Origin of the sequence: Shinella sp. H4-D48 (assembly GCF_022637395.1) — a bacterium.
GTDB classification, from domain to species: Bacteria; Pseudomonadota; Alphaproteobacteria; order Rhizobiales; family Rhizobiaceae; genus Shinella; species Shinella sedimenti.
Window position 1 is genome coordinate 120,297 of the sequence record NZ_CP093337.1, and the last position, 26,883, is coordinate 147,179.

The following is a 26,883-nucleotide window of genomic DNA, read 5'->3' on the forward strand; positions in this document are numbered from 1 at the left end:
CTGGCGGCATGGCTTCATTATGAGTGCTATCAGCCGCGATTGGAGGAATTTGTATAGAACCTCCACGAACTCTCACACATATCTTTAAGCGAGCGTTTCGCCTGCCATCCGAGAACAGTGTCCGCTTTCAACGCATCAGCGTAGCAAGCACCCACATCACCCGGTCGTCTGGTCATGATTTCTACAGGAATAGCTTGGCCGGATGCAACTTTGTACGCTTCGACCATTTCAAGCACACTGTATCCTGCGCCTGTACCGAGGTTGAAGATCTCAAAGCCTTTTTCCTTGCCGATGTACTCCAGCGCCTTTCGGTGCCCTTCCGCTAAATCCATTACATGGATGAAGTCTCGGACTCCAGTGCCATCGGGCGTATCGTAGTCGTCTCCAAATACTTGAAGTCTGTCACGAGAATTCAGCGCCACTTCCGATATAATCGGCATGAGATTGTTCGGACGAGAGGTTGGGCGTTCGCCGAGTAGACCGCTCTCGTGAGCCCCAGTAGGATTAAAATAGCGCAGAGAAATGATCGACCAATTTGTAGAACTGACTGCCAGGTCTGATAGGATTCGCTCAGCGTGTAGCTTACTCCGCCCGTACGGGTTAACTGGTCCGGTAGGGTGGAGCTCGTCGATCGGCAAATACGCAGGGACGCCATAGACTGTCGCGCTACTACTGAACACAAGGTTAAAGACTTGCGCATGCAACATAGCATCCAGAAGCGACAGCGTGCCTAACACGTTTGTGGAGTAGTAATTAAGCGGTTCTTCTATCGATTCCGCTACCGCCTTCAGCCCAGCGAAATGCATTACCGCATTGATCTTGAGCCTGCTTAGCGTGTCGGACAGAAGCGCTGTATCCCTGATGTCGCCTTGAATGAACTCGCATTTTCTGTTTGAGATCAGTTCTATCTGGTCAACCACTGCGGCGGAACTGTTCTGCAGGTTGTCGTATAGAACAACATCATATCCCCTTGTCGAAAGTTCGACTGCTGCGTGGCTACCGATGTAACCAGTCCCGCCCGTTAGGAGAATCTTTTTGTTCATTGATGCCTCGTCTATCTCTCACTTGAGCTTGTTCTTTGGCTCATCAGCCATTTGATCGTGGTTCGAACCACAGACCATTCAGTCCTATTACCTCCGATCATCGTCCGGAAGTGGTTGTGTCCTGACGGTCTGTGGGCGGATCAGTAGAGCAAAAACTACTCCCCCCATGAAGATGAAGAACGACTCTCCCAGAGCGAGGCGATTATTGGAATTCGTTGCAACAGTGCAAAAGAAAAAGAAGTTCATGCAATAAATGAAGCCTGTGAGGCTAGTAGATAGGTGGCCCTTTTTATGTGCATCGTTCACGATCTTGATCCCTGCGAACACGAAGACTGCGAGCATCGTCATCCCTAACAGTCCATGGCGTACGATAATCTCTAGGTAGCCGTTATGGATTATCGTGTGAGGAACGTCGCCATAAGTTGTATGTTTCCACTTGGTTAACCACACATTTCCCGACCCGATCCAGGGGGAACTCTGGTAGACCTCGATCGCGTTGGAAATCAGCTTCAGACGCTCGCCCATCGAGGAAGGCGTCGCCGGATCATCAATCAGTCTTTGAAGCGCTATAGATGCGGAACGCTCTGATATCGCTACTCTAAAGAGTTCAGCAATGGCATCGATTGTAGGTCCCGCCACCTTTTGCACGTAGGGATACGCAAATATGGTGGCGAAGCCGGCCGTGACGGTTGCGGTGGCGAGCGAGAATACGCGCCATCTACCGCTATAAAAAAGCAGGCATAGTAGGCCGCTAAAAACCGTGGTAGCTGCAAGCGCCAGCCAAACGCCTTTCGATTGGGACCCGAGTACGCCTAAGAGGCCCAGCACTGCGGTCGCTACACCAAGCCCTATGGTGAGCCACATCGAACGACCCCGGAGCTTCTGGACTTCGACACTGTATAGCGCCCAAAACACCGAGCACAAAAAAATCATCCCACTGCCAACGCCGGCATGTATCGGGTTGTTGTGCCATAGTGGTGCTGCACGCGCACCTGATAGCAAAGTCTCGAAATCAAGTGTCACAATTAGGCTGAATAAGCCGGCGACAATCAAAGCTGTGGCCGCCGCATAAATGACATTTCGAGTTGCGTGAAGAGCGATGCCGACGAGAGGAAAAAATATAGGGAAGACATAGAGCCACTCCGACGTTCCTCTTTCATCATGTCCCAGGATTCCATAGATAAAACGCACGAACACGTAAGCTGCCCAGATGTAGCACAGTATCACCAGCCAGTGGGCCGAGATGCTTTTTGCTCTCTCCCTGAACGCGGTTCCAGCTAGTGCTACAAAGAAAAGTGTCGCGTATCGATAGGAATCGCTTTCCACAATCATGGCCGAAGCCATCGCTAACCATGCTAGGCTTGAAAAGATACTGCTTTTTCCAGTCCAGTTTTGTGAAGACGGGGCTTTCTTCATGTCCTCACTTTGCATCGACACTAGTCGCTCGGTTCTCGGCCCACGATACGCGCACGTTTGCTTCATGCGCGAGATCTTAAGCCCGCTGTTTGTATGATCGGTTCTAATACATGCTCCTCGACGGGATACAAGCTTTTCGCGATCCGAGCAGCTGCAGATGAACCCCGTTTTTGGGGGAGTGTTGCTGCTGATGAGCTATTGGAAGCCGGTCGCTGTTGACATTCTCGTCTTGATTGTCAAAACGGCCATGTCTGGTGCAGAACCGAGAGTTTGAGCGGCCGCCGTGAACAGGTTTGAAAATGGCAATGCGGGTAAATAAACGGCGGCCAAGGTCCTTGAAGGAAACGCCAGCGAGAGACTTATCGTACGTTACCGCTCAGGGCGCACGGATACGGAAGCATCAATACCTCCGAGAGTTGCGAACCATTTTGCCTCCGTTGTTGCTCGCTGTTTCTCTTCAGTCTGCCATCTATGCGGGCGTTATGATCAGTAACGGACGTGACGATTGGAACAACATCACATCGGCATTAGCCGTTCTGGCGTTTGTGCCCTTAGCAGCCTGCGCTATGTTTTCTGGCTTCAAAAGGCATTCCGCTCCCGTCATATCCGGCGCAATCGTGGTGACGGCGTTATTCTGCGTTGCAATAAGTATTCTCGCTGGGCTTCGAATTTCGCTAAGCTTCCAGGCGCTGCTTCTATGTTACCCAGTACTTCTGTTTGCTCTCATCTATGCAAATTTGCGGCTTCACCGCGCCGTCAACGCACGGGTCGCGCTCCTCTCTTCCGCAAGATTAGCGATGATACAGGCTTACTTAGATAAGCTCAGAATTTTGCCGAACCCGGAGGCGAGTCTCGAGGACGTCGAGATCATACTGATTGATCCTGACGAGCACCACACGAGCGTTTGGTCATCATTCTTGGCACGGTGTTACCTTGGAGGTGTTGAGGTGATGCCTTGGACCCGTTATCTCGAAATTCGGCAGGGGCGTATCGAGGTCTCAAGCTTCGAAATCACTCACCTCAATTACACCCCCAGTCAGATACTCTACGCTCGCTGCAAGCGAGCCTTGGATGTATGTGCTGTACTGCTATCGTTGCCTCTCACGCTACCGCTTGCCGGTTTGGTGGCCGCCTATCTTTACGCGCTGGATAAAGGGCCGGTGCTTTTCGTCCAGGTAAGGCGCGGTTACGGCGGGCAGCGTTTCCGGATGTATAAGTTTAGGACTATGTATAAAGGTACCGGAGGCGGGTCAACCATTGCTGGTGATGCGCGCATCATGCCTGGCTGCAACATGTTGCGAAAGCTCCGTTTGGATGAGCTACCTCAACTTTTTAACATACTGAGGGGCGATATGAGCCTCATTGGACCTCGACCAGTAGCTGAGTATGTCGCCAAAGCCAGCGAGCGTGTCGAGCCCAAATACGCGCTCAGATCTCTGGTTCTGCCGGGGATTACAGGTTGGGCGCAGGTAACATCCGGCTATGCGTCGACTACGGAGGAAGAGATTGAAAAGCTCTCGTACGATCTTTACTATATCAAAAACCTATCGTTTGATCTGGATCTCATAGTCCTGTTCAAAACTATCAGGACCGTGGTGTTTGGGACGGGCGCCAGATAAAGCAACCGCTCGTCATCAGACCGCTGGATCAATTGGCTTCAAGCGTTCCAGAACTTCGGATGCCACAGTCTGCCATGTTCTGAGCGTAGGTTTTGCATCCATGATGCGGCATTTGATACGCTGACGGAAGTCCGCATCCTGGCCTGCTGCCGGTTTCTTGGACACCGAGTTAAGGTGTTTCCAATGAAACTGGAGCGCATGGATGCAACGAAGGAAGTTCAGCCGCGAGTACAAGCTTGAGGCGGTGAGATTGGTTCGAGAGCGTGGGGTCGGCGTTGCGCAGGCATCTCGCGATCTGGATGTTCATGAGAATGTCCTGCGCAAGTGGGTCAGGGAATATGGTTCGGACCCCGCACAGGCTTTTCCTGGTCAGGGACAGATGAAGCCTGAGCAGCTTGAGATCGAGAGGCTTCGGAAAGAGGTGGCCAAGCTGAAGGCGGAGCGTGATATCTTAAAAAAGGCCGCCGCCTACTTTGCGAAGGACGTGATATGAAGTTCGCGTTCATTGCAAAGCACCGTTCGATCTGGCCGGTGGCATGGCTCTGCGAAGCGCTGGGTGTATCGCGTTCCGGCTTTCACGCCTGGTTAAACCGGTCTCCGAGCCAGCATGCCCGGTATGATGAGGCTCTGCTCGACAAGATCAAGGACAGCTTCAAGGATAGCGACCGCACCTACGGCGCGCGGCGTGTCTGGCACGACCTCCTTGCCGAAGGTCTCTCCTGTGGTCTGCATCGTGTCGAGCGTCTCATGCGCGCCAATGCATTGAGAGCAAGACCGAGACGGCGAGGCTTGCCGAGAGACGACGGCGAGCGCCCGGTCATCATGCCGAATGTGCTAGACCGATAGTTCGCGGCAGCAAGACCGAACCAGAAGTGGGTGGCCGATTTTGCATATCTTTGGACGGCTGAGGGCTGGCTCTATGTGGCTGCCGTCATCGACCTGTTCTCGCGCCGTGTCGTTGGCTGGTCGATGAATGCCAACATGACGGCCCAGCTCGTCACAGATGCGCTGATCATGGCCATCTGGCGCAGAGGCAAGCCGGATGCGCTTCTCCACCATTCGGACCAGGGCAGCCAATACACGAGCGAGCAGTTCCAGCGTCTCATGGCTGATCATGGAATCACCTGCTCGATGAGCCGATCCGGCAATGTCTGGGACAATGCCGCGATGGAAAGCTTCTTCTCATCACTCAAAACGGAAAGGACAGCTCGCAACGTCTACAGGACCAGGGACGATGCAAAGGCGGACGTGTTCGACTACATCGAGCGCTTCTACAACCCAAAGCGTCGCCATTCGACACTGGGCTATCTCAGCCCTATGGAATTTGAAAACAAGGTAGGATTAGCCTAACTCGGTGTCCGAAAAACCGGCAGCAGGCCAGGTCTTCGTTATTTTCCTGGCTTGGTTTGGTGTGCCGTTCGCCCGCTAGGCCCCTGCAATTGTCGATGATACTTGCACGCGGTTACTACGCTCGGCCTCAAATTTCCAGGTGACGCAAACCTGTTCAAAATGCGACCGGATTTATGGTAGGTGCATCTCAGCCAAGTGTTGACATTTATTTTGAAATACTGCAGTCGAATGCAGGTCACAACATTGGTACACACGGCACAAAATCGACGGATCGAAATCCCGAGGTTTCCAGGCGTTGAAAGCGACCGTGGCGGGAGTCCCACCCTCTCCGCCATTTCCTGTTTGCCTCGAAATCCTATCGATGACAGTGAGTTGGAATGCGTCCTCTAACGCATCTGCCGAATGTGTTTCCTTAGGCTCCCGATTTCCACTCTACCCGTTGAGCTGCGGCTACTAGACTGGATTTCGCACAAGTGGATCGCCATTGGCCATATCGCCAGCAAAGCGCCTTCGAATATAACGATCCGGCATATTAAAGTTGAAAAAAATCATCAAAACGGGTGTTGGCCGCTGTTAGCCTCCTTGTAATCGGGAGGAGAAGAATGGCGACATTGCAGGAGATGTTCGACGTTCGCGGCAAGTCGGTCATTGTTACCGGCGGCGCCAGTGGTATCGGGCGTGCTTACGCCGAGGTCATGGCGGATAACGGCGCGCGGGTCTGTATTTTTGATCTCAATCCAACGCAGCTCGACTGCGTCGTGGCCGAACTCAAGGCGGGCGGCGGCGACGTCTGGGGGCAGGTGGTCGACGTGGCGGACCGTGCCCGCATGAAGGAAGCCTTCGATGCGGTGGCCGAGCGCCATGGCCGGATCGACGTGGTCTTCGCCAATGCGGGCATCGATGCCGGGCCGGGTTTCCTGTCGACGACGGGCGAGCGCATCCCCGATGGGGCGATCGACGTGCTCGACGACCACCATTGGGACCGGGTCATCGAGGTCAATCTCTCATCCGTCTATACGACCGTGAAACATTCGGCGCGCCACATGAAGGCGACGGGCGGCGGCCGCATCATCGTCACGTCCTCCATCGCCGCGCAGATCAACGAAGCGATCGTCGGCACGCCCTATATGCCCGCGAAGGCGGGCGTTGATCATTTCGTCCGTCAGATGGCGATGGAGCTGGGCATGTTCGGCATCCTGGTCAACTGCATCTCGCCCGGTCCCTTCATGACCAATATTGCCGGCGGCCGGCTGAAGATCCCCGCCGACCGCAAGGCCTTCGAGGAGCAGTCGCTGATCGGCAGGATCGGCGACACCGAGGATATCAAGGGGCTGGCGCTCTATCTCGCATCGCCTTGCTCATCCTATGTCACAGGCAGCCAGATCGTAATCGACGGCGGTTCGATGAACCGCATCAAGTGAGGCGATTGCCGGTCTGGGAGGGCCGACCGCCACTGCATGCGCGTCAAGACGACAAGAACACCAGAGGGAGGAGACCAAGGTGGACCTGAAGACGAAATTTGCGCAGCCATCCCGCCGCACCGTGCTGAAAGGCATGGGTGCCGGCCTTGCCGCCGCCACGCTCGGCGCGCCGATGATCGCACGGGCGCAATCGGCCGGCACGATCAAGCTCGGCTTCGTGACGCCCACCACCGGCCCGCTCGCGCTTTTTGGCGAGACTGACGGCTGGGCGGCCCAGAAGGTCAAGGAGATGCTGAAGGACGGGCTGGAGACCGCAGCCGGCAAGTTCGATGTCGAGATCCTGATCCGCGACAGCCAGTCCGACCCGAACCGTGCCGCAGAAGTCGCCGGCGACCTTATCCTCAATGACGGCGTGCATCTGCTTCTGCCGGCCTCGACGACCGATACCGTCAGCCCGGCTGCCGACCAGGCGGAACTCAACGAATGCCCGTGCCTGTCGACCGGCGCGCCCTGGCAGGCCGTCATCTTTCCGCGCGGCGGCCAGAACGAGCCCTTCAACTGGACCTATCACTTCTTCTGGGGTCTCGACGAGGCGCTGAACACCTTCGTCGGTCTGTGGAACACGCTCGACACGAACCGCAAGGTCGGCATGCTGTTTCCGCAGAACGCCGACGGCGAGACCTGGGGCAACAACGACTACGGCCTGCCCGCACCGACGCAGAAGGCCGGCTTCGAGATTACCGTTCCCGGCTTCTTCCAGCCACGCACCAATGACTATTCGGCGCAGATCGCCGCCTTCAAGAATGCCGGCTGCGAAATCGTCGGCGGCATTACCTATCCCGACGACCTCAAGACCTTCGTCAACCAGTGCGCCCAGCAGGGCTACAAGCCCAAGGCCGTCACGGTCGCGGCAGCGCTGCTCTTCCCGGGCGGCGTGCAGGCGCTCGGGCCACTTGGCGACGGCATGTCCTCGGAGGTCTGGTGGACGCCCGCCTTCCCGTTCAAGTCGACGCTGACGGGCCAGGTGAGCCGCGAGATCGCCGATCAGTGGGAGAGCGAGACCAAGAAGCAGTGGACGCAACCGCTCGGCTACAGTCACGCGATCTGGGAAGTGGCGCTCGATATCCTCAAGCGCGCCTCCAACCCGCTCGACCGCACCTCGATCCGTGACGCGATGGTCGAAACCAAGATGGAGACGCTGATCGGCAAGGTCGATTTCTCCAGCGGGCCGCACAAGAATGTCTCGACGACGCCGATCTTCGGCGGCCAGTGGGTGAAGGGCGAGAAGTGGCCCTACGACCTGAAGATCGTCGACAACACCGTCAACACGCTGTTCGAACCCGAGCAGAAGATGAAGGTGCTCCCCTGGGCGGACTGAGCCCGGGCATGCTGGACATGGCTGCCGGGCGGCAATTCGCCCGGCTACAGACAGAACCATCCGAGTGCAGGAGGACCGGGCGGGCGGCGTTTGAAAACGCCTGCCGCGGCCCGGAGCGGAGGATTGATTGAACGGCGTATTGCTAGAAGCGAGAGGATTGAGCAAATCCTTCGGTGCGCTCCGCGTCCTGCATGACATCAGTTTCGATGTCCGGCGCGGCGAGGTGCTGGGTATTCTCGGCCCCAACGGCGCCGGCAAGACCACGCTTTTCAACCTGATCAGCGGCGACCTGCACAATGATGCCGGCGAGCTTGTCTTCGCGGGCGAACGGCTCGTCGGCCAGCCGCCCTATGCGCGCTGCAAGATCGGCATTGGCCGGACCTACCAGATCCCCCGGCCCTATGTGGGCATGTCAACCTTCGAGAACCTGCTCGTGGCGGCCACCTTCGGGGGCGGGCGCACGGAGGCGCAGAGCTATGCGTTCTGCGCCGAGATCCTGCGCGACTGCGAACTGGCGGACAAGGCCAATCGCTCGGCCGGATCGCTGACGCTGCTCGATCGCAAGCGGCTGGAACTGGCCCGCGCGCTGGCGTCCGGCCCGAGCCTGCTGCTGCTCGACGAAATCGCCGGCGGGCTGACGGATGAGGAAGGCAAGGCGCTCGTGCAGCTGATCCGCCGCATCCGCGATCGTGGCGTGACAATCGTGTGGATCGAGCATGTGCTGCACGCCCTGCTGGCGGTGGCCGACCGGATCATGGTGCTGAACTTCGGCGAGAAGATTGCCGAAGGCCAGCCGGATGACGTCATCAAGGACCCGGAAGTCCGGCGCGTCTATATGGGGATCGAGGCATGACGGCGAAGACGCTTCTCTCCACCCACGACCTCAAGGCCCGCTACGGTGATTTTCAGGCCCTTTACGGCGTCGATCTCGACATTGCGGAGGGCGAGGTGGTCGCCCTGATTGGTGCCAACGGTGCGGGCAAATCCACGCTGCTGAAGTCGATCATGGGCCTGATCAGGGTCGGGGCCGACATGGTGCGTCTCGACGGCCGGCCGGTGGGCGGCAGCAAGCCGCACCAAATGGTGGCCGACGGCGTGGCGATCGTACCCGAGGGGCGTCGGCTGTTTGCCGGCATGTCGGTGCTCGACAATCTGCGCGTCGCCGTCGACCATGCCGCACCCGGCCGTGGCGATGCCTGGACGATCGAGCGCATCCATGCGCTGTTTCCGATCCTGAAGGAAAAGCAGGCGGTGCCGGTCCAGTCGCTCTCCGGCGGCCAGCAGCAGATGGTGGCGATCGGCCGCGCGCTACTCAACCAGCCACGCCTGCTTTTGTGCGACGAGATCAGCCTCGGTCTGGCGCCGAAGGTGGTCAAGGAAATCTATCAATCCATTCCGTCGATTTCGGCGAACGGCACGGCCATCGTGCTGGTGGAGCAGGATGTCGGCCTCGCCAAGTCCGCCTCGGACCGGCTCTACTGCATGCTGGAGGGTCGGATGACCTTGACCGGCCGCTCCGCGGAACTGTCACGCGAGGCGATCGGCGAAGCCTATTTCGGAGCATCCCATGCAGTGGCTTGACGGACTGGTCCAGGGCGTTCTTCTGGGCGGCCTCTATGCACAATATGCTCTCGGCATGGCGCTGATGTTCGGGGTGATGCGTGTCGTCAACATCACCCATGGCGACCTGATGATCCTGCTGGCGCTGGTCGGCATCAGCCTTGCTTCCACCTTCAGCCTCGGCCCCTGGTCGGTGCTGGTGGTGCTGGTCGCGCTCGGCGGCATCATCGGCATCATCCTGCAGCGGCTGATCCTCAACCGCGTCGTCGGTGCCGATCCGCTGCCGTCGCTGATCGCCACGTTCGGCCTGTCGATCGCGCTGCAGAACGCGATGCTGCAGGTCTGGTCGGCCGATACGCGCTCGCTGCCGAGCGACGGCCTCGCCCAGGCCTCCTTCCAGCTCGGCCCGCTCTTCGTCGGCGTGCTGCCGGTGATCGTGCTGATCACCGCCACCGTGCTGACGGCGGCGCTTGCAGCCACCATGCAGTATACCCGGTTCGGGCGTTCGCTGCGTGCGGCCGCCGCCGATGTCGAGGCGGCTGCGATGACCGGCATCGATCCCAAGGCCGTCTATGCCGGCGCCACGGCGCTTGCCGTCGGCATCCTGGGCTTTGCCGCGGTCTTCCAGTCGATGCGCTCCACGGTTTCGCCGGCCGATGGTGCCTTCCAGCTCATCTATGCCTTCGAGGCCGTCATCATCGGCGGCATGGGCTCGATCTGGGGTGCCTTCATCGGGGCCATGGTGCTCGGCATCAGCCAGTCGATCGGGTTCCGCATCGATCCCGGCTTCGGCATCCTTGCCGGCCACCTCGTCTTCCTCACCATTCTCGCACTGCGGCCGCAGGGCATTCTCGGAAAGGGCTGAGACCGTGACCCAAGCGTTCGCAACCGTATCAGGACCAGCCGGTACCATGGATTTCCCGCCGGTGCGCGTTCAGCGCCAGACCCTATCCGGCGTCGTCGCCATGGGGCTCGGCGTCGTCGCGCTCATCGCCATCGCCTCGATGCCGTTCTGGGCGAGCCAGGGCCTGATCCGCGATGTTGTCGAGCTCTGCTGCTACATCGCCGTCGCGCAGATGTGGAACTTGCTTGCGGGCTATGCGGGGCTGGTATCGGTCGGCCAGCAGGCGTTTATCGGTGTGTCCGCCTACATGATGTTCGTGATGGCGCAGCTGTGGGGTATCAATCCGTTCATCGCCGTGGTGCTCGCGATGATCGCGCCGGCCCTGCTCGCCATTCCCACCTATGGCCTGCTGCACCGGCTCGACGGTCCCTATTTCGCGATCGGCACCTGGGTCATCGCCGAGGTGCTGCGGCTTGGGACATCGGTCTTCGGCTATGTCAACGGCGGGGCGGGTATGAGCCTGCGCGTCATGACCGGATATTCGCCCATGGAGCGCGCCATCGGCGTCTCGCTGCTCTGCGCGCTGATGCTGCTCGTCACGGTCGGCGGCAGTTACTGGCTCCTGCGCTCGCGCTATGGGCTGGCGCTCATCGCCATGCGGGACAATCCGGTTGCCGCCGCCAGCCAGGGTGTCAATGTCGGCCGGCTGCGCTTCCTCATCTGGGTCGCGGCAGCGGTCGGCACGGGCCTTGCCGGCGCCATCTACTTCATGGCGCAACTGCGCATCACGCCGCCCTCCGCCTATGATCCGAGCTGGGCCAATATCGCGATCTTCATCGTCATGGTCGGCGGGCTGGGCTCGCTGGAGGGTGTGCTGATCGGGGCGCTGATCTACTTCTTCGCCGAGCGCTGGTTCGGTGAATATGGCGCGACATACATGGTGGTGCTCGGTCTGCTCACTGTTTTCATGGCGCTTTTCGCGCGCGGCGGCCTCTGGGGCCTGATCTGCAAGGTCGTCGATGCCCCCTGGTTCCCGACACGCCGGCGATTGATGGAGGACCCGACATGAAGGCCGTTCTGTTCGATGCCGTCGGACTGCCGTTGACGGTGGGCAAGCGCCCTATCCCGGAGCCGGCGGAGGATGAAGTCCTGCTGAGGGTCGCCGCCTGCGGCATCTGCGGGTCCGATCTGCACATGACCGAAGACCCGAAGACCTTCGGGCTCAACCGTCACGATGTGCTTGGCCACGAATTCGCCGGCGAGATTATCCGCTGCGGCAGCGCCGTCTTAGGGCTCAAGCCGGGTGACCGCGTGGCGGTTGCCCCGATGCGCGGCTGCGGCGCCTGTGAGAGTTGCCGCAAGGGAGAACCGGCCTGGTGCGCCGAGATGCGACTGATCGGCGGCGGCTATGCCGAGTTTACCACCGTTGGCGCCCGTCAATGCCGCATCCTGCCCGACGACCTGCCCATCGAGGAAGGCGCGTTGGCTGAGCCGGTCGCCGTGGCGCTGCATTGCGTCATGCGATCAGGGCTGAAGCCGGGCGATCGCGTTCTGATCCTCGGCGCCGGGCCGATCGGCCTGCTGGTCGCCTTCTGGGCGCGGCGCCATGGTGCGCGCGATGTCATCGTCGCCGATATCAACCGGCATCAGGAGGAGCGCGTGAGCGCCGTCGGTGCGACCGGCTTTGCCCTTTCCGGTCCCGGCCTTGCCGAGGACTTTCAGGCCCGGTCGGGCGGTCAACCCGATATCGTCTTCGAATGCGTCGGCAAGCGCGGGCTCATCGACTTCGCCTGCAGGCTCGTGCGTACCCACGGAACGGTGGTCGGCGTCGGGCTCTGCGTGGGCGGTGACGAGTGGGATCCCTTCGCGGCCCTGTCGAAGGAAATCCGGCTCGTTTTCGCGGTGTTCTTCAACATGGCCGAATTCGAGACGTCGCTGGGCGCTCTCGGTCCCGGCCGCTACCGCCCGCAGGCGCTGATCACGGGGCGGATCGGTTTCGACGAAGTGCCCGAGACCTTCGAGGGGCTCAGGCGCCGGACAACGCAATGCAAGGTGCTGATTGCCGCCGATGCGGCGTGAGCAAATGGACGAGGAGGGCAGGTTATGGAATTCGAAACGCTGACTGAGGAGATCGACGGTGTGCGCACGGTCGTCAAGGCGATCGGCAATGGACCGGCTGTGATCGCCCTGCATGGCGCGGCAACAATCGAGGGTTACGACTGGGCGCGGGGCCTTGCCGACCGCTTCCGTGTCTACCTGCCCTTCCATCCCGGTTTCGGCGAGAGCGCCGAAGCGCCACATATTGCCGGCATGCAGGACATGGTGGTCCACAATCTCCGTCTCGTTGACGCGCTCGGCCTCGAGCGTCCGCATCTCGTCGGTCATTCCATGGGGGGCTGGATGGCGGCGGAGATCGCTGCCGTTGCCGGCGAGCGTTTCGGCAGGCTGGTGCTGAATGCGCCGGCCGGGCTCAATCATCCCGATCACCCCGGCGCCGACCTGAGCCAGATCCCGCCGCAAGAGTTTCCCGCCTATCTCGCGCACAATGTCGCGGTCGCGGCGCGCTACTTTCCCGGTGGTTCGGAGTGCCCTTCGGCAGAAGCCTTCGTGGCGGCCCGCGAGAAGGAGGGGTCGGCACTGGGCAACATTCTCAAGGTGCACGGCATGGGCCACCCCAATCTCGGCCGTTGGCTGAGCCGGATTCCCAACGAGACGCTGATCGTCTGGGGCGACAGGGACCGCATGCTGCCCGCCTCGCAGGCGCCGCTCTGGCAGGCCGCCATTCCCAATGCCCGGACGCTGATCATCGAGGAGGCCGGCCATTTCGCCATGCAGGAAGATCCGCGCACCGTCACGGCCATCGGCGACTTCCTGGCCACGTGAAACCCGAGCGCGGCGCTTCCAGCGATCCGCGACGACAGGACCATCAAGGAGGAATTGTCATGAACGCACCACTCAAGCATGCATCCGGTTACTGGGGTACGAAGACGGACTTCGCATCCCTCATGGCGCATATCGAGAAGGTCGGCCCGATCCTCGACAGGAATTCTGAGGCGAATGAAAAACTCGGCCGCCTCAACGAGGAGACCTTCGAGGCGCTCAAGCCTGTCCGCATGAGCCATATCTTCGCCGGCGAGGATATCGGCGGCGCGCAGCTCTCGCCGACGCAGGGCCTGCAGCTCATCGAGGCCATCACCTATCACAGCGGCGCGGCCGGCTGGGTGTCGATGGTCCACGCCTGCATCGGCGCGATGTCGGCGGCCTTCCTGCCCGACACGGCCATCAGCCGTCTCTATGACGGCAAGACCGACAACCGGTTCTCCGGTCAGGGCACGCCAACCGGCATGCTAAAGAAGGTCGATGGCGGTTATCGCCTGAACGGCAAGTGGGCCTATGCGAGCGGCATCTACCACGCGACCTACACGCACACCGCCGCCCTGCTCGACGATGGCAACGGCCAGCCGGCCAAGGACGAGAATGGCGATGTGATCGTTCTTTGCGCCCATGCGCCGGTAGACGAGCACGAACTGCTCGGCAACTGGAACGTCCTTGGCCTTCAGGCCACCGGCAGCATCGATTACGCCGCCAACGACGTCTTCATTCCTGACGACATGGTCTTCCCGATCCTGACGGCCGAGCCGCAGCGCATGCAGGAATTCTTCAGCCTTGGCGTGGTGGGGCTTGCCGCCATCGGCCATTCCGGCTGGGCCATCGGTGCCTCGCGCCGCATACTCGACGAGGCCGCGAAATATGCCAAGACCAAGACGGGCCGCGCAGGGCTGCTCGGCGAGAGCGACAAGTTCTGGTACGATTTCGGCCGGGCGGAGGCTCGTGTCCGCGCCGCCCGCGCTTTCCTGTTCGAGGTCTGGCGCGACGTCGAGTCCTCCATCGAGGCCGGCAATCGCATGACCACGCGCCAGATCAGCCTTGTGCATCTCGCCAAATCCGAAGTGCATGAGGCCGGCGTCGACGCCTGCCATTTCGTCTATCGCTCGCTCGGCGGGGCCTCGCTGCGCTACGGCGTGATGCAGCGGATCTATCGCGAGATGCTGACGGCAGCAAACCACTTCACGATCAACCCGAACATCGTCGGTGCCGCCGGCCGCGACCTTGCCGGCCTGTGGAGCGACCGCACATGGCAGTTCTACGACCTGATCGAGAAGAAATGAGCGCCCCGGCGAAAGACATGCCGGGCAAGGGGGCTGTGCCTGAAACGGGCGCCGCCTCCGCTGGCTCCCGCCTCACAGAGGCGTTTCTCGCCGCCTTCAGGCATCACCCATCCGGCGTCGCCATCATCACGGCGGAAGGGGCGGAGGGGCCTGTCGCGCTGACGGTGAGCTCGCTGATCTCGATCAGTGCGTCTCCACCCATGGTCGCCTTCTCGCTCTCGGCATCGTCCTCCAGCGCGAAGGTGGTCGAGCGTGCCGCATCCGTCGTCGTGCATTTCGTGCGCCGCGCCGACATGCAGCTTGCCCGGCTCTGCGCCACATCAGGCAAGGATCGCTTCGGGCCGGATGTGCGCTGGTCACGGCTCGACAGCGGTGAGCCCTACTATCCGCAGGTCGAGCTGTGGTTTCGCGCAGAGCTGCGCGGCCGGCTGGAAACGCCGGGCGCCTGCCTTGTGACCGCGGAGCTGACATCCGTTTCCTCCGGAGCGCACGCGACACGGCAGGCCGAGGCGCTGGTCTATTCCAACCGTGCCTGGCACGCGCTGGGACCGGTGGTCGATACGGCCTCGGCGCCGGTTCTGTTGTGGCCGGACGATTCCGCGACCTTCTGAGTCAAGAGCCGGCGAGATATGCCGCCGGCTTTCCCCTACATGCCCCAAATAACGGACTGTTCGTGGCGCTTGATGAGATGCCGCAGATTCTCGAAACTCTTGCGCAAATGCGCCGAAAACGCCTCGATGGCGGGTGCCCCGAGATCGCCCGAGCGCCGGAGCAGGCCAAGCGCCCGTTCCGGATGCGGGATTTCGATCGGCAGCGCGGTGATCGCCCGGTCGTTGCGATAGGCGAAGACGACGCTGTGCGGCAGGATCGTCAACGCGTCGCTTTCCTTCATGTAGTTGATCGCGCTGGTCAGCGAACCGCCGGCATAGCGGATCTTCGTCTCGGTGGCGCCGAGCGAGAGGACGAGGCTGCGAAGATCGGCCAGCAGCGGACTGCCGGGTGGCGGCGCGATCCATGGAAAGTCGAGCAGTTCGGGGCCGGACAGCTTGCGTTTGAGCAGCAGCGGATGCGTGACGCGGCACGCGACGACGTTGCGGCCGGGCAGCAGCTCCTGGAAATGCATGCCCGAGCCCTCCTCGAGCATGTCGATCGGGCAGATCGCGAGATCGATCCGGTCGGCGACGATTGCGGCGCGCAGTTCCGAGAGATAGCCGTAGCTCTGCTCGACGCGCACGTCGGGGGAGGCATTCTGAAAGCCCGCGACCATGCCGGCGATCAGCGCATCCATGAAGAAGGGCGTGCCACCGACGCGCACCAGCCCGGTGCGGCCATGGCGAAAACCTTCCACCAGGCTCGAAGCCTTGCGGGCGGAGGTCAGGATGGCCTGGCCGTGATCGGCCAGCGCGCGGCCAAGCGGCGTGGGTTGCAGCGGCCGGCGTCCCTTCAGGAAAAGCGGCTCGCCGAGGCGCTTTTCCAGCATTGCAAGCGTGCGCGATACGGCCGGCTGGCTAAGGCCGAGCATGGTCGCCCCCTCGGTCACGCCGCCCGCCTGGACGACCGCTGCAAGCTGCGCAAGGTGCCTTTCGTCAATCTTCATAACAATAACAAATATAAATCGCCGAAAAAATTATCAAGCACGCAGTTTCGGCCTGTTAGGTTCTCGTTATGGGAGAAGTCATGCCAGACATATCGTTCAGTGAGCGCACCTCTGCGCAGCGCGTTGCCGAGCGGCTCGACAAGCACGCCGCCGGACCGCTGCAAGCCTTCATGGTTCCCTTCATCGAGCACCTGCACAAGCTGATCAGGGAGACACGTCCCTCGCAGGCCGACTGGCGGCGCGCGATGGAATTCCTGACGGATGTCGGCCATGCCAGCGATGGTCGCCGGCAGGAATGGGTGCTGCTGTCCGACCTGCTCGGCGTGACCGCGTTGGTCGAGGAGATCAACACGAACCGGCCGAAGGGCGCGACGCCCAACACGGTGCGCGGCCCCTTCTACCGGGCCGATGCGCCCCGGCTGCCGCTTGATGCCAGCATATCGCTCGACGGTGTAGGTCCCGTGCTGTCCGTCAGCGGCCATGTGCGGGATCTCGACGGCAAGCCCATTGCCAGCGCCACGGTCGAGACCTGGCAGGCTAACAGCGAGGGCTTCTACGAGAACCAGCAGCCGGACCAGCAGCCGGAATTCAACCTTCGCGGCATCTTCACGACCGACGGCCAGGGGTGCTTCCGTTACAAGACCGTGCGTCCGGGCGGCTATGCCGTTCCCAGCGACGGCCCTGTCGGGCAGATGCTGGGCGGGCTGGGCTTTGCCATGCGCCGTCCGGCCCATCTTCACTTCCTGATCAAGGCGGATGGCTTCGAGACGATCAGCACGCATGTCTACGACGGCAGCGATCCGCATCTCGGTCAGGACGCGCTGTTCGGCGTGAAGGACGAGCTGATCGGGGAATTCACGCCGACCGGGAAGGGGGATGCGTCGACGCTCGACTTCACCTTCACCATGGTTCGGGCGAAGAAGGGACGCGGCACGACATGACACTCGACTTTACCTATCAGGCAAGTGCGGCACGCATCGTCTTCAGCAACGGGGCGAGCGGCGAAGTCGGTAAATGGGTGGAGGCACTGGAGTGCCGGCGTGCGCTCGTGCTGTCGACGCCGCATCAGGCGGCCGATGCGGAGGCCCTGTCGAAGCGGCTCGGGCCGCTTTCGGTCGGAACCTTCACCGAGGCCACCATGCATACGCCCGTCGATGTGACCGAGCGTGCCGTCGCGCGTGCGGCCGAGCTCGGCGCGGATTGCGTTGTCTCGCTCGGTGGCGGCTCGACGACGGGGCTCGGCAAGGCCATGGCCTATCGCACGGACATCCAGCAGATCGTGATACCCACCACCTATGCCGGCTCCGAAGTCACGCCGATCCTTGGCCAGACGGAAAACGGCGTCAAAGCCACCGTCCGCAGCCCGAAAATCACGCCGGAAGTGGTGATCTACGATCCGCAGCTGACGCTCGGCCTGCCTGTTGGCATGAGCGTCACCAGCGGCCTGAACGCCATCGCGCATGCGGCCGAAGGGCTTTACGCGCCCGACCGCAATCCCATTACGACGATGATGAGCATCGACGGCATTCGTGCGCTGAAGGAGGCTCTGCCGGCCCTGATCGACAGCCCGCGCGACGGCGCGGCGCGTGAAAAGGCGCTTTACGGTGCATGGCTTTGCGGCACGGTGCTGGGCCAGATCTCGATGTCGCTGCATCACAAGATCTGCCACACGCTGGGCGGCAGCTTCGACACGCCCCATGCCGAGACCCATTCCATCATGCTGCCGCACACGATCGGCTTCAACGCCTCGGCGGTGCCGGAGCTGATGACGCCGATCTCCGATATTTTCGGTGGCGCCACACCCGGACAGGCGCTTTACGATTTTGCCAAATCGATCGGTTCGCCGATGGCGCTGAAGGATTTCGGCCTTAGCGAGGCCGATCTCGACCGGGCCGCCGATATCGCCACCAGGAACCCCTATTCCAATCCGCGCCCGATCGACCGTACGGCGATCCGCGCACTGTTACAGGACGCCTGGAGCGGAACACGACCGCCATATTGAATTCTTTTGGGAGGAGGAATGAATATGCTTACGAGACGGGACTTGCTGAAATCCGCAGCCGCAACGGGCGCATTGGCTGCGACATCCGGCCTTGCCATGCCGGCCGTCGCCCAGGGCGCGCCGATCAAGCTCGGCTATGTCAGCCCGCAGACCGGCCCGCTTGCCGCTTTCGCCGAGGCCGACAAGTTCATCATCGATGGCTTCATGTCCGCCACCAAGGCGGCCGGGCTGAACTACGAAGTGGTGGTGAAGGACAGCCAGTCCAACCCGAACCGCGCCGCCGAAGTCGCCAAGGAGCTGATCGTCAGCGACGAGGTCAATCTCGTCCTCGTGGCCTCTACGCCCGAGACGACCAACCCCGTGGCCACGACCTGCGAGGCGGAGGAGGTGCCCTGCATCTCGACGGCGGCGCCCTGGCAGCCCTGGTTCATCGGCCAGCAGTCCAATCCGGGCGATCCGGCGTCGTGGAAGCCGTTCAACAGTGCCTTCCACTTCTTCTGGGGGCTGGAAGACGTCATCGCTGTTTACACCAACATGTGGGGCCAGCTGGAGACCAACAAGAAGGTCGGCGGTCTGTTTCCGAACGACGGCGACGGCAATGCCTGGGGCGACAAGGCCGTGGGCTTCCCGCCGGTTCTGGAGAAGCTGGGCTTCAGCCTCAATGATCCCGGCCGCTACCAGAATCTGACCGACGACTTTTCCGCCCAGATCAATGCCTTCAAGTCCGATGGCAGCGACATCATCACCGGTGTGATGATCCCGCCCGACTTCACCACCTTCTGGAACCAGGCGCAGCAGCAGGGCTTCAAGCCCAAGGTCGCGTCCATCGGCAAGGCGATCCTGTTTCCGCAGGCGGTCGAGGCGCTCGGAAAGAACGGCCACAACCTGTCCTGCGAAGTCTGGTGGTCGGCAAGCCATCCCTTCAAGTCGTCGCTGACCGGCCAGAGCGCCGGCGAGCTCGCCGAGGGCTTCACCAAGGCCACCGGCCGCCCCTGGACCCAGCCCATCGGCTTCGTCCATGCGTTGTTCGAGGTCGCCGCCGACGTGATGAAACGCGCCGATCCGACCGATAGCGAAGCGGTGATTGCCGCCATCGCCGCCTCCAATATCGAGACGATCGTCGGCAAGGTGGCCTGGGATGGCGCCAATCTGCCGCCCTTCGCCGCCAAGAATGTCGCCAAGACCCCGCTGGTCGGCGGTCAGTGGCGCCTCAAGGACGGCGGGGGCTACGACCTCGTCATCGTCGACAACCAGACGGCGCCGAACATTCCGACCGGCGGCAAGATGGAAGCGATCGGCTGAGCCATGCCCATCCTCGCCCTCGACCAGGTCTCGAAAAGCTTCGGCGCCCTCAAGGTCGCCGACCAGATTTCGTTTGCGCTGGAAAAGGGCGAGGCGCTGGGCGTCATCGGGCCGAACGGTGCGGGCAAGTCGACACTGTTCAATCTCATTACCGGCAATATCCGCGTCGATGCTGGCACGATCCGCTTCGACGGCGAGGATGTGACGCGCCAGCCGCCGATGGCGCGGTGCCTGGCCGGGGTCGGGCGGACGTTCCAGATTCCGCAGCCCTTCGAACAGCTGACGGTGTTCGAGAACCTGCTGGTTGGCGGCGCCTTCGGGTCGCGCAAGACCGAGAAGGATGTCGGTGAGCGCTGCGCCGATATTCTCGTCGAGACCGGGCTCTACCCCAAGGCAAACCAGCTCGCCGGAAGCCTAGGGCTGTTGCAGCGCAAGCGTCTTGAGCTTGCCCGGGCACTTGCGACCGACCCGAAAATCCTGCTGCTCGACGAGATCGCCGGCGGCTTGACCGAAGGGGAATGCCAGGAACTGGTGGAAACGATCCGCAACATCCACCGGCGCGGCGTTTCCATCATCTGGGTCGAGCATGTGCTGCATGCGCTGAATTCGGTGGTCAGCCGTCTTGTTGTCCTGCATTTCGGCCGGGTGATCGGCGACGGCGATACCGAGACGATCATGGCATCGAAGGACGTACGCGAAATCTATCTCGGGATCGATGTGTGATGGCGCTGCTCGAGACCCGTGGCCTGACGGCCTTTTATGGCGACTTCCAGGCGTTGTTCGGCGTCGATATCGCGCTCGACGAAGGCGAAACGGTCGCCGTGATCGGCGCCAACGGTGCGGGCAAGTCGACCCTGCTGCGGTCGATTTCCGGCCTCATCCGCAATGTGCCCGGGCAAATCCGTTTCGATGGCCGGGAGATCGGCGGGCTTGCCGCACCCGATGTCCTCCAACTGGGTATCGCCATGGTGCCGGAAGGGCGCCGGCTCTTTCCGTCGCTCTCCGTCGAGGAAAACCTGCTGATCGGCAGATACGGCCGCGTCGGCAACGGCGCGTGGTCGCTCGATGCAATTTATGACCTCTTTCCCGTGCTGAAGGAGCGCCGCCACCAGCCCGGCACGGCTCTCTCGGGCGGGCAGCAGCAGATGGTAGCGATCGGCCGCGGACTGATGTCCAATCCGCGTGTGCTGCTCTGCGACGAGGTAAGCCTGGGCCTTGCCCCGGTGGTCGTCCGGGACATCTACGCGGCTTTTCCGAAAATCCGCGCGACCGGCGCATCCATCGTCATCATCGAACAGGACATCGGCCAGGCACTGAAGGTTGCCGATCGGGTCTATTGCATGATGGAGGGACGGGTGACGCTTTCGGGCACGCCGGCAACGCTGAGCCGCGAGGATATCCACGCCGCCTATTTCGGAGCTCATGCGCGATGAACTGGATCGACACCATCATTCAGGGCATTCTGCTCGGCGGCCTGTATGCGCTCTTTGCGGCGGGCCTCGCCCTTGTCTTCGGCATCATGCGGCTGGTCAATCTCGCGCATGGCGACCTCATCGTGCTTGCCGCCTTCCTGATCCTTTTGCTGGTTTCGGCGCTCGGCCTCAATCCTTTCATTGCCACCGCGGCCGCGCTGCCGGTGATGTTCGTGCTCGGCTGGGCGATGCAATTCCTCGTGCTCAACCGCACGCTCGGCAACGACATCCTGCCGCCACTGCTGGTGACCTTCGGCCTTTCGGTGGTGATCCAGAACGGCCTGCTCGAGGGCTTTTCGGCCGATAGCCGCCGGATCTCGGCAGGCGCTCTGGAAACGGCGTCGCTCCAGATCGGCCCTATCAGCATCGGCACCATGCCGCTTCTGACCTTCCTGTCGGCGGTGGGCGTCATCGTCGCGCTCAACCTCATCTTCTATCGCACGTCGCTTGGCCGGGCCTTCCGCGCCACCTCGGATGACAGCGCAACGGCCGGCCTGATGGGCATCCGCGCCGAGCGCATCTTCGCCACCGCTACCGGCCTTGCCATGATGGTGGTGACGATTGCAGCACTCTATCTCGGCACGCGCGCCAATTTCGATCCGACCATGGGACCGGCCCGGCTGATCTATGCCTTCGAGGCCGTCATCATCGGCGGGCTCGGCTCCTTCTGGGGCACGCTCGCCGGCGGCATCATCATCGGCGTGGCACAGACCGTGGGCGCGACGATCAATCCGGAATGGCAGATTCTTGCGGGCCATATCGCCTTCCTGCTGGTGCTGCTGGTTAGGCCGCGCGGCCTTTTCCCACGGGCGGTGGACTGACATGAGCGATCATATTTCCTCATCCTCCTGGACCGTTTCGACCCGCACGCGCGGCTCCGCCTTTTCTATGCTGGCGATCCTCGCGCTTGTGGCGCTCGCCTTTACCGCCCCGCTGTTCGTCTCGCGTTCGGTGGTGCAGGACCTGTTTTTCATCCTGACCATGCTGGTGCTGGCGCAATGCTGGAACCTGCTTGCGGGTTATGCAGGACTGGTTTCCGTCGGCCAGCAGGCCTTTGTCGGCTTCGGCGCCTATGCGATGTTTGCCGGCGTCAGCCTGCTCGGCATGGACCCGATGGCCGCCATCCTGCTCGGCGGGCTCGCGGCGCTGGCACTGTCGGTGCCCACGGCCTTCTTCGTTTTCCGCCTGCAGGGCGCCTATTTCGCCATCGGCACCTGGGTCATCGCCGAGATCGTGCGGCTTTCGCTGGCGCAGTGGAAGGCGCTCGGCGGCGGCACAGGAACCTCGCTGCCGTCGGGCGCGACCCGCGACATGATCGGCGTGCGCTTGGTCGCGGATCTGCTTGGCGTGCGCGGGCCGCAGGCCACCGATATCGTCTGCTACTGGCTGGCGCTGCTTCTGGCGGTCGTTACCATCGGTTCGATCTACAAGCTGCTGCGCTCGAAGCAGGGCCTGGGGCTTGCCGCAGTGCGCGACAACCGCGAGGCGGCGCGCTCCGTCGGCGTCGACCCGACCTGGACGAAATCCTTCGTCTATCTGGTGGCGGCGCTTGCCACCGGGCTCGCCGGTGCGCTGATCTATGTGCAGAAGGCGCGTATTTCGCCGGATGCCGCCTTCTCCGTTCCCGACTGGACCGCCTATGTGATCTTCATCGTGGTGATCGGCGGCATCGGCACGATAGAGGGACCGATCATCGGCGTGATCGTGTTCTACATCCTGCAGAACCTGCTGGCCGATTACGGCTCCTGGTATCTGCTGATTCTCGGCCTCATCGGCATCCTGGTCATGCTGTTTGCGCCGCGTGGCCTGTGGGGCCTGTTTACCGACCGCACCGGAATCCAGCTCTTTCCCGTCCGCCGCATCCTGGCGGGCCAGCCCAAACCCAAAGACATCAGAGGGAGTGACTGATGGCCGATATCGAAACCGACGTCCTGATCATTGGAACCGGCCCCGCCGGCTCGGCGACCGCCGCGCTGCTTGCGAGCTACGGCGTCGAGAACATGGCGATCAACCGCTACCGCTGGCTGGCCAATACGCCGCGCGCCCACATTACAAACCAGCGCACGATGGAGGTGCTGCGCGACCTCGGCCGCGAGGTCGAGGCGGAAGGCTACCTCCACGCCAGCCCGCAGGAAATCATGGGCGAGAATGTGTTCTGCACCGCGATCGCCGGCGAAGAACTCGGCCGTCTCAAGACCTGGGGCACGCATCCGACGTCGAAGGCCGAGCATCTGCTCTCCTCGCCGAGCGAGATGAACGACCTGCCGCAGACCTTCATGGAGCCGCTTCTCTTCAAGACGGCGTGCGCGCGTGGCACGCAGGCGCGCATGTCGATGGAATATATCAGCCACGTGCAGGATGCCGAGGGCGTGACGACCACCTGCCGCGACCGGCTGACCGGTAAGGACTTCACCGTCCGCTCGAAATATCTTGTCGGTGCCGACGGCGGCAATTCCCTGGTGGCGCAGCATCTCGGCCTGCCCTTCGAGGGCAAGATGGGTGTCGCCGGCTCGATGAACATCCTGTTCAAGGCCGATCTCGCCCGCTACGTCGCCCATCGCCCCTCGGTACTCTACTGGGTGCTGCAGCCGGGCTCGAATGTCGGCGGCATCGGCATGGGTCTGGTGCGCATGATCCGTCCATGGAACGAGTGGCTCATCAACTGGGGCTATGACATCAGCCAGGGCGTGCCCGATGTCGACAATGCCTTTGCCGAGGGCGTGGCCCGCGACCTGATCGGCGATCCCGATATCGACATCGAGATCACCTCGGTCTCCACCTGGACGGTCAACAACTGTTACGCCACGCGCACACAGAAGGGCCGCGTCTTCTGCATGGGCGATGCGATCCACCGTCATCCGCCGTCGAACGGGCTCGGTTCCAACACTTCGATCCAGGACGGTTTCAACCTCGCCTGGAAGCTCGCCATGGTGCTGAAGGGCCAAGCCGGCCCCGGCCTGCTTGAAACGTATAGCGAGGAGCGCGCGCCCATCGCCAAGCAGATCGTCACGCGCGCCAACCAGTCGATCGAGGAGTTCGGGCCGATCTTCGGCGCGCTCGGTCTGCTCGATTCCATCGATCCGGTGAAGATGCAGGAGAACATGGATCGCCGCTGTGACGACGGAAGCGCTGCCGAAAATCAGCGTGCGGCGTTGCGCGAGGCCATTGCCTTCAAGGTCTATGAGTTCGACGCCCATGGCGTGGAAATGAACCACCGTTACAAATCGGCAGGCGTTGAGACCGACGGCCAGCCCGAGCCGGCGTTCACCCGCAATCCGGAACTGCATTTCGAACAGACCACCTGGCCGGGTGCGCGGCTGCCGCATGCCTGGTTGTTCGGCGAGGGCAACCGCAAGGCCTCCACGCTCGATCTGTGCGGCCATGGGAAGTTTACGCTCCTGACCGGTATCGGCGGGCAGGCGTGGGTCGATGCGGCCGAGATACTGTCGGCGGAACTCGGCCTGCCGCTTGTGGCCCACGTCATCGGGCCGCGGCAGACCTGGCAGGATCATTACGGCGACTGGGCGCGGGCCCGCGAGGTGGGCGATGCCGGCGTGGTGCTGGTCCGGCCCGATCATCACGTCGCATGGCGCTCGGAAGGGTTGGCGGCTGACCCCGCTGGCGAACTGCGCCGTGTACTGAAGACAATTCTGGATCTGTGAGGCGACGATGGAAGCGCATGAGAAGGGTTATTTCACCGAAGAGAACTCCGTCGAGGTCGTGACCGGCCGCAATGCCGGCGCCAAGGACGCGCGCCTGAAGGAGGTGATGGAAGTCATCACCCGCAAGCTGCATGAGGCGGTGAAGGAACTGGAGCCGACGCAGGAGGAGTGGATGGAGGCGATCCTCTTCCTCACCCGCACCGGACAGATGTGCAACGAATGGCGGCAGGAGTTTATCCTGCTGTCGGACGTGCTGGGTGTGTCGATGCTGGTGGACGCGATCAACAACCGCAAGCCCTCCGGTGCGTCGGAGAGCACGGTGCTTGGCCCGTTCCACGTCGCCGACGCCCCGGAACTGCCGATGGGCGCCAATATCTGCCTCGACAGCAAGGGCGAGGACATGGTCATCGAGGGGCGTATCCTCGATACCGAGGGCAAGCCGATCGCCAATGCCGTCATCGATGTCTGGCAGGCCAATGACGAGGGCTTTTACGACGTGCAGCAGAAGGGCATCCAGCCCGATTTCAATCTGCGCGGCATCTTCCGCACGGGTCCGGACGGACATTACTGGTTCCGTGCCGTGAAGCCGAAATACTATCCGATCCCCGATGACGGGCCCGTCGGGCAGCTGCTCGGCCATCTCGGCCGCCACCCCTACCGCCCGGCGCATCTGCACTACATCATCAGCGCCGATGGTTTCGAGACGCTGACGACACATATCTTCGATCCCGATGACCCCTATATCCACTCGGATGCGGTGTTCGGGGTCAAGGAAAGCCTGCTGGCGAAATTCGACCGGGTGAATGACCCGGCACGCGCGAAGGCCTACGAATTCGACGGCGAATTCTGGGAAGTCAAACACGACTTCGTGCTGGCGCGCGACCACGCCTGACAAAGGCATTTTTGCAGGAAGCGGGGGCGGATGCGCGGGTTGCATTCGCCCCCGTTTTCGTTCTGCCGTTGTCATTCCCCCGAATGGATGCGCTCGCGCTCGCCCATGAACGGTCCCTGCACCCACTGGATCGTCTTTTCGTGCTTCTCCACCGCGCGGCGAAGTTCGGCGAACTCCCGGCGCATATGGCCGAGAAACTTGCGGCCGGCGGGGTTTGAGTAGGGTTTCTTGCGCGTCATGACGCCGAGCACGCGCTCGGGCTGGGGAATATCGAGCGGGATGATGCTGATCTTGTTTTCGCCGCGGAAGGCGTGGACGACGGAATGCGGCAGGATCGCCAGCGCGTCCGTGCCGGCAAGATAATTCACGACACTCAGGAGCGAGCCGCCGGCATAGCGCAGCGACACCTCCGCCAGCCCCAGCGTCAGCAGGATATTGTGCAGGTCAAGTACCAGCGGCGAGCCCGGCAGCGGCGCGATCCAGGGATAGTTGACGATGTCCTCGGTCGCGAGGGTGCGCTTACGCACCAGGGGATGGCCGGCGCCGCAGGTCAGCACGTTGCGCGCCGTCAGGATCGGCTCGAAATGCAGGTCGGCGCGCAGGTCGACGGAACCCGTCGGGGTCACCGCAAGGTCGATCTGGCCGGAATCCAGTTCCGCCACGAGGTCGGGATAGTTGCCGTAGGACTGGTAGACCATGATGCCCGGCTCGCCGCGCTGGAACGAGGCGATCATCGGCGACACCACCGCATCCATGAAGAAGGGCACACCGCCGATCCGTACCCGCCCCGAAGAGCCAGACTTGAAGCTGCGGACGATTTCCATCGCCTTGCGCGACGATGCCAGAATGGCCTTGCCCTGCTGGCCGAGCTGCTCGCCGAGCGGTGTCGGCTGCATCGGCCGCCGGCCGGACACGAAGAGCGGTTCGCCGATACGCTTTTCCAGAATCGAAAGGGTGCGCGACACCGCCGACTGCGTCATGCCGAGCATGGCGGCCGCTTCGGTCACGCCGCCTGTCTCGATGACGGCCGCAAGCTGAACAAGGTGGGCTTCGACGATCTTCATAGCAAATTGCTATAGCTTGTATGAACAAAGTCAATCACCGGCGGGCTTGATTGGCTATATTGGGGACAATCACGGACGGCTTGCGACAGGCG

At 62.0% G+C, this 26,883-nt stretch carries 24 protein-coding genes and 1 pseudogene; 21 read left to right on the forward strand and 4 right to left on the reverse strand.

All coding sequences use genetic code 11. From position 1 onward, the window contains the following. Nucleotides 1–29 precede the first annotated feature (29 nt). Nucleotides 30–1,043 carry a UDP-glucose 4-epimerase GalE gene (gene galE / locus MNR02_RS00575; protein WP_241947705.1) on the reverse strand — a complete coding sequence of 338 codons (1,014 nt, stop codon included), beginning with the start codon at nt 1,041–1,043 and terminating at the stop codon, nt 30–32. Between the two features lie 87 nt (nt 1,044–1,130). After that, nucleotides 1,131–2,459, reverse strand: a complete 1,329-nt coding sequence (locus MNR02_RS00580) for an O-antigen ligase (RefSeq protein ID WP_241947706.1) — start codon at nt 2,457–2,459, stop codon at nt 1,131–1,133. 482 nt (nt 2,460–2,941) lie between these two features. On the opposite strand from MNR02_RS00580, the gene MNR02_RS00585 reads away from it, so the two are divergent. From MNR02_RS00585 to MNR02_RS00640, 12 genes and pseudogenes are all read left to right on the forward strand, one after another. Then, the gene (locus tag MNR02_RS00585; protein WP_241947707.1) at nt 2,942–4,078 is read left to right on the forward strand and encodes a sugar transferase; all 1,137 of its coding nucleotides are present in this window, start codon (nt 2,942–2,944) and stop codon (nt 4,076–4,078) included. Between the two features lie 202 nt (nt 4,079–4,280). Further along, nucleotides 4,281–5,428, forward strand: a pseudogene (locus MNR02_RS00590) (IS3 family transposase). 602 nt (nt 5,429–6,030) lie between these two features. Further along, entirely contained in the window at nt 6,031–6,849 is an 819-nt protein-coding gene (locus tag MNR02_RS00595; protein ID WP_241947708.1) for an SDR family NAD(P)-dependent oxidoreductase, read from the forward strand. Nucleotides 6,850–6,928: 79 nt separating this feature from the next. Beyond that, a complete protein-coding gene (locus tag MNR02_RS00600) occupies nt 6,929–8,227 on the forward strand; it encodes an ABC transporter substrate-binding protein (RefSeq protein ID WP_241947709.1) in 1,299 nt (432 codons plus the stop codon). A 157-nt stretch (nt 8,228–8,384) separates the two neighbouring features. Next, nucleotides 8,385–9,080, forward strand: a complete 696-nt coding sequence (locus MNR02_RS00605; protein WP_241947710.1) for an ABC transporter ATP-binding protein — start codon at nt 8,385–8,387, stop codon at nt 9,078–9,080. After that, nucleotides 9,077–9,808: an ABC transporter ATP-binding protein gene (locus tag MNR02_RS00610; RefSeq protein ID WP_241947711.1), complete on the forward strand. Its 732-nt coding sequence runs from the start codon at nt 9,077–9,079 to the stop codon at nt 9,806–9,808. The genes MNR02_RS00605 and MNR02_RS00610 overlap by 4 nt, the downstream gene beginning before the upstream one ends. Further along, nucleotides 9,795–10,652: a branched-chain amino acid ABC transporter permease gene (locus MNR02_RS00615; RefSeq protein WP_241947712.1), complete on the forward strand. Its 858-nt coding sequence runs from the start codon at nt 9,795–9,797 to the stop codon at nt 10,650–10,652. The genes MNR02_RS00610 and MNR02_RS00615 overlap by 14 nt, the downstream gene beginning before the upstream one ends. A 4-nt stretch (nt 10,653–10,656) precedes the next feature. Beyond that, nucleotides 10,657–11,700 carry a branched-chain amino acid ABC transporter permease gene (locus MNR02_RS00620; RefSeq protein ID WP_241600901.1) on the forward strand — a complete coding sequence of 348 codons (1,044 nt, stop codon included), beginning with the start codon at nt 10,657–10,659 and terminating at the stop codon, nt 11,698–11,700. Further along, a complete protein-coding gene (locus MNR02_RS00625) occupies nt 11,697–12,710 on the forward strand; it encodes a zinc-binding dehydrogenase (protein WP_241947713.1) in 1,014 nt (337 codons plus the stop codon). The genes MNR02_RS00620 and MNR02_RS00625 overlap by 4 nt, the downstream gene beginning before the upstream one ends. Nucleotides 12,711–12,734: 24 nt before the next feature. Then, on the forward strand, nt 12,735–13,514 hold the full coding sequence (locus MNR02_RS00630) for an alpha/beta fold hydrolase (protein ID WP_241947714.1): 780 nt from the start codon (nt 12,735–12,737) through the stop codon (nt 13,512–13,514). 59 nt (nt 13,515–13,573) lie between these two features. Next, the gene (locus MNR02_RS00635) at nt 13,574–14,800 is read left to right on the forward strand and encodes an acyl-CoA dehydrogenase family protein (RefSeq protein ID WP_241947715.1); all 1,227 of its coding nucleotides are present in this window, start codon (nt 13,574–13,576) and stop codon (nt 14,798–14,800) included. Then, on the forward strand, nt 14,797–15,411 hold the full coding sequence (locus tag MNR02_RS00640) for a flavin reductase family protein (RefSeq protein WP_241947716.1): 615 nt from the start codon (nt 14,797–14,799) through the stop codon (nt 15,409–15,411). Before MNR02_RS00635 ends, MNR02_RS00640 begins: the two co-directional genes overlap by 4 nt. 35 nt (nt 15,412–15,446) lie before the next feature. Here MNR02_RS00640 and MNR02_RS00645 read toward each other — a convergent pair whose 3' ends face one another. Further along, nucleotides 15,447–16,397, reverse strand: coding sequence for a LysR family transcriptional regulator (locus MNR02_RS00645; RefSeq protein ID WP_241947717.1), 951 nt, complete (start codon nt 16,395–16,397; stop codon nt 15,447–15,449). Nucleotides 16,398–16,477: 80 nt separating this feature from the next. Here MNR02_RS00645 and MNR02_RS00650 point away from each other — a divergent pair, with 80 nt between their 5' ends. Genes MNR02_RS00650 through MNR02_RS00690 form a run of 9 tightly spaced genes read left to right on the forward strand, consistent with a single transcriptional unit; the run spans nt 16,478 to nt 25,727 of the window. Then, nucleotides 16,478–17,338, forward strand: a complete 861-nt coding sequence (locus MNR02_RS00650) for a dioxygenase (RefSeq protein ID WP_241600907.1) — start codon at nt 16,478–16,480, stop codon at nt 17,336–17,338. Next, nucleotides 17,335–18,399, forward strand: a complete 1,065-nt coding sequence (locus MNR02_RS00655; RefSeq protein ID WP_241947718.1) for a maleylacetate reductase — start codon at nt 17,335–17,337, stop codon at nt 18,397–18,399. The genes MNR02_RS00650 and MNR02_RS00655 overlap by 4 nt, the downstream gene beginning before the upstream one ends. Before the next feature lie 24 nt (nt 18,400–18,423). Beyond that, nucleotides 18,424–19,701 (forward strand): ABC transporter substrate-binding protein, encoded by a 1,278-nt coding sequence (locus MNR02_RS00660; RefSeq protein ID WP_241947719.1) that lies wholly within the window; start codon nt 18,424–18,426, stop codon nt 19,699–19,701. 3 nt (nt 19,702–19,704) lie between these two features. Further along, a complete protein-coding gene (locus MNR02_RS00665) occupies nt 19,705–20,424 on the forward strand; it encodes an ABC transporter ATP-binding protein (protein WP_241947720.1) in 720 nt (239 codons plus the stop codon). Then, nucleotides 20,424–21,134 (forward strand): ABC transporter ATP-binding protein, encoded by a 711-nt coding sequence (locus tag MNR02_RS00670; protein ID WP_241600911.1) that lies wholly within the window; start codon nt 20,424–20,426, stop codon nt 21,132–21,134. Before MNR02_RS00665 ends, MNR02_RS00670 begins: the two co-directional genes overlap by 1 nt. Beyond that, nucleotides 21,131–21,994 (forward strand): branched-chain amino acid ABC transporter permease, encoded by an 864-nt coding sequence (locus MNR02_RS00675; protein WP_241947721.1) that lies wholly within the window; start codon nt 21,131–21,133, stop codon nt 21,992–21,994. Before MNR02_RS00670 ends, MNR02_RS00675 begins: the two co-directional genes overlap by 4 nt. Nucleotide 21,995: 1 nt before the next feature. Continuing rightward, complete coding sequence (locus tag MNR02_RS00680; RefSeq protein WP_241947722.1) at nt 21,996–23,081, forward strand: branched-chain amino acid ABC transporter permease; 1,086 nt, start codon at nt 21,996–21,998, stop codon at nt 23,079–23,081. Then, on the forward strand, nt 23,081–24,835 hold the full coding sequence (locus MNR02_RS00685) for an FAD-dependent monooxygenase (protein WP_241947723.1): 1,755 nt from the start codon (nt 23,081–23,083) through the stop codon (nt 24,833–24,835). The genes MNR02_RS00680 and MNR02_RS00685 overlap by 1 nt, the downstream gene beginning before the upstream one ends. Before the next feature lie 7 nt (nt 24,836–24,842). After that, the gene (locus MNR02_RS00690) at nt 24,843–25,727 is read left to right on the forward strand and encodes an intradiol ring-cleavage dioxygenase (protein WP_241947724.1); all 885 of its coding nucleotides are present in this window, start codon (nt 24,843–24,845) and stop codon (nt 25,725–25,727) included. A gap of 71 nt (nt 25,728–25,798) precedes the next feature. Here the strand turns inward: MNR02_RS00690 and MNR02_RS00695 are convergent, their stop codons facing one another. Then, nucleotides 25,799–26,791: a LysR family transcriptional regulator gene (locus tag MNR02_RS00695; RefSeq protein ID WP_241600916.1), complete on the reverse strand. Its 993-nt coding sequence runs from the start codon at nt 26,789–26,791 to the stop codon at nt 25,799–25,801. Nucleotides 26,792–26,883: the final 92 nt, after the last annotated feature.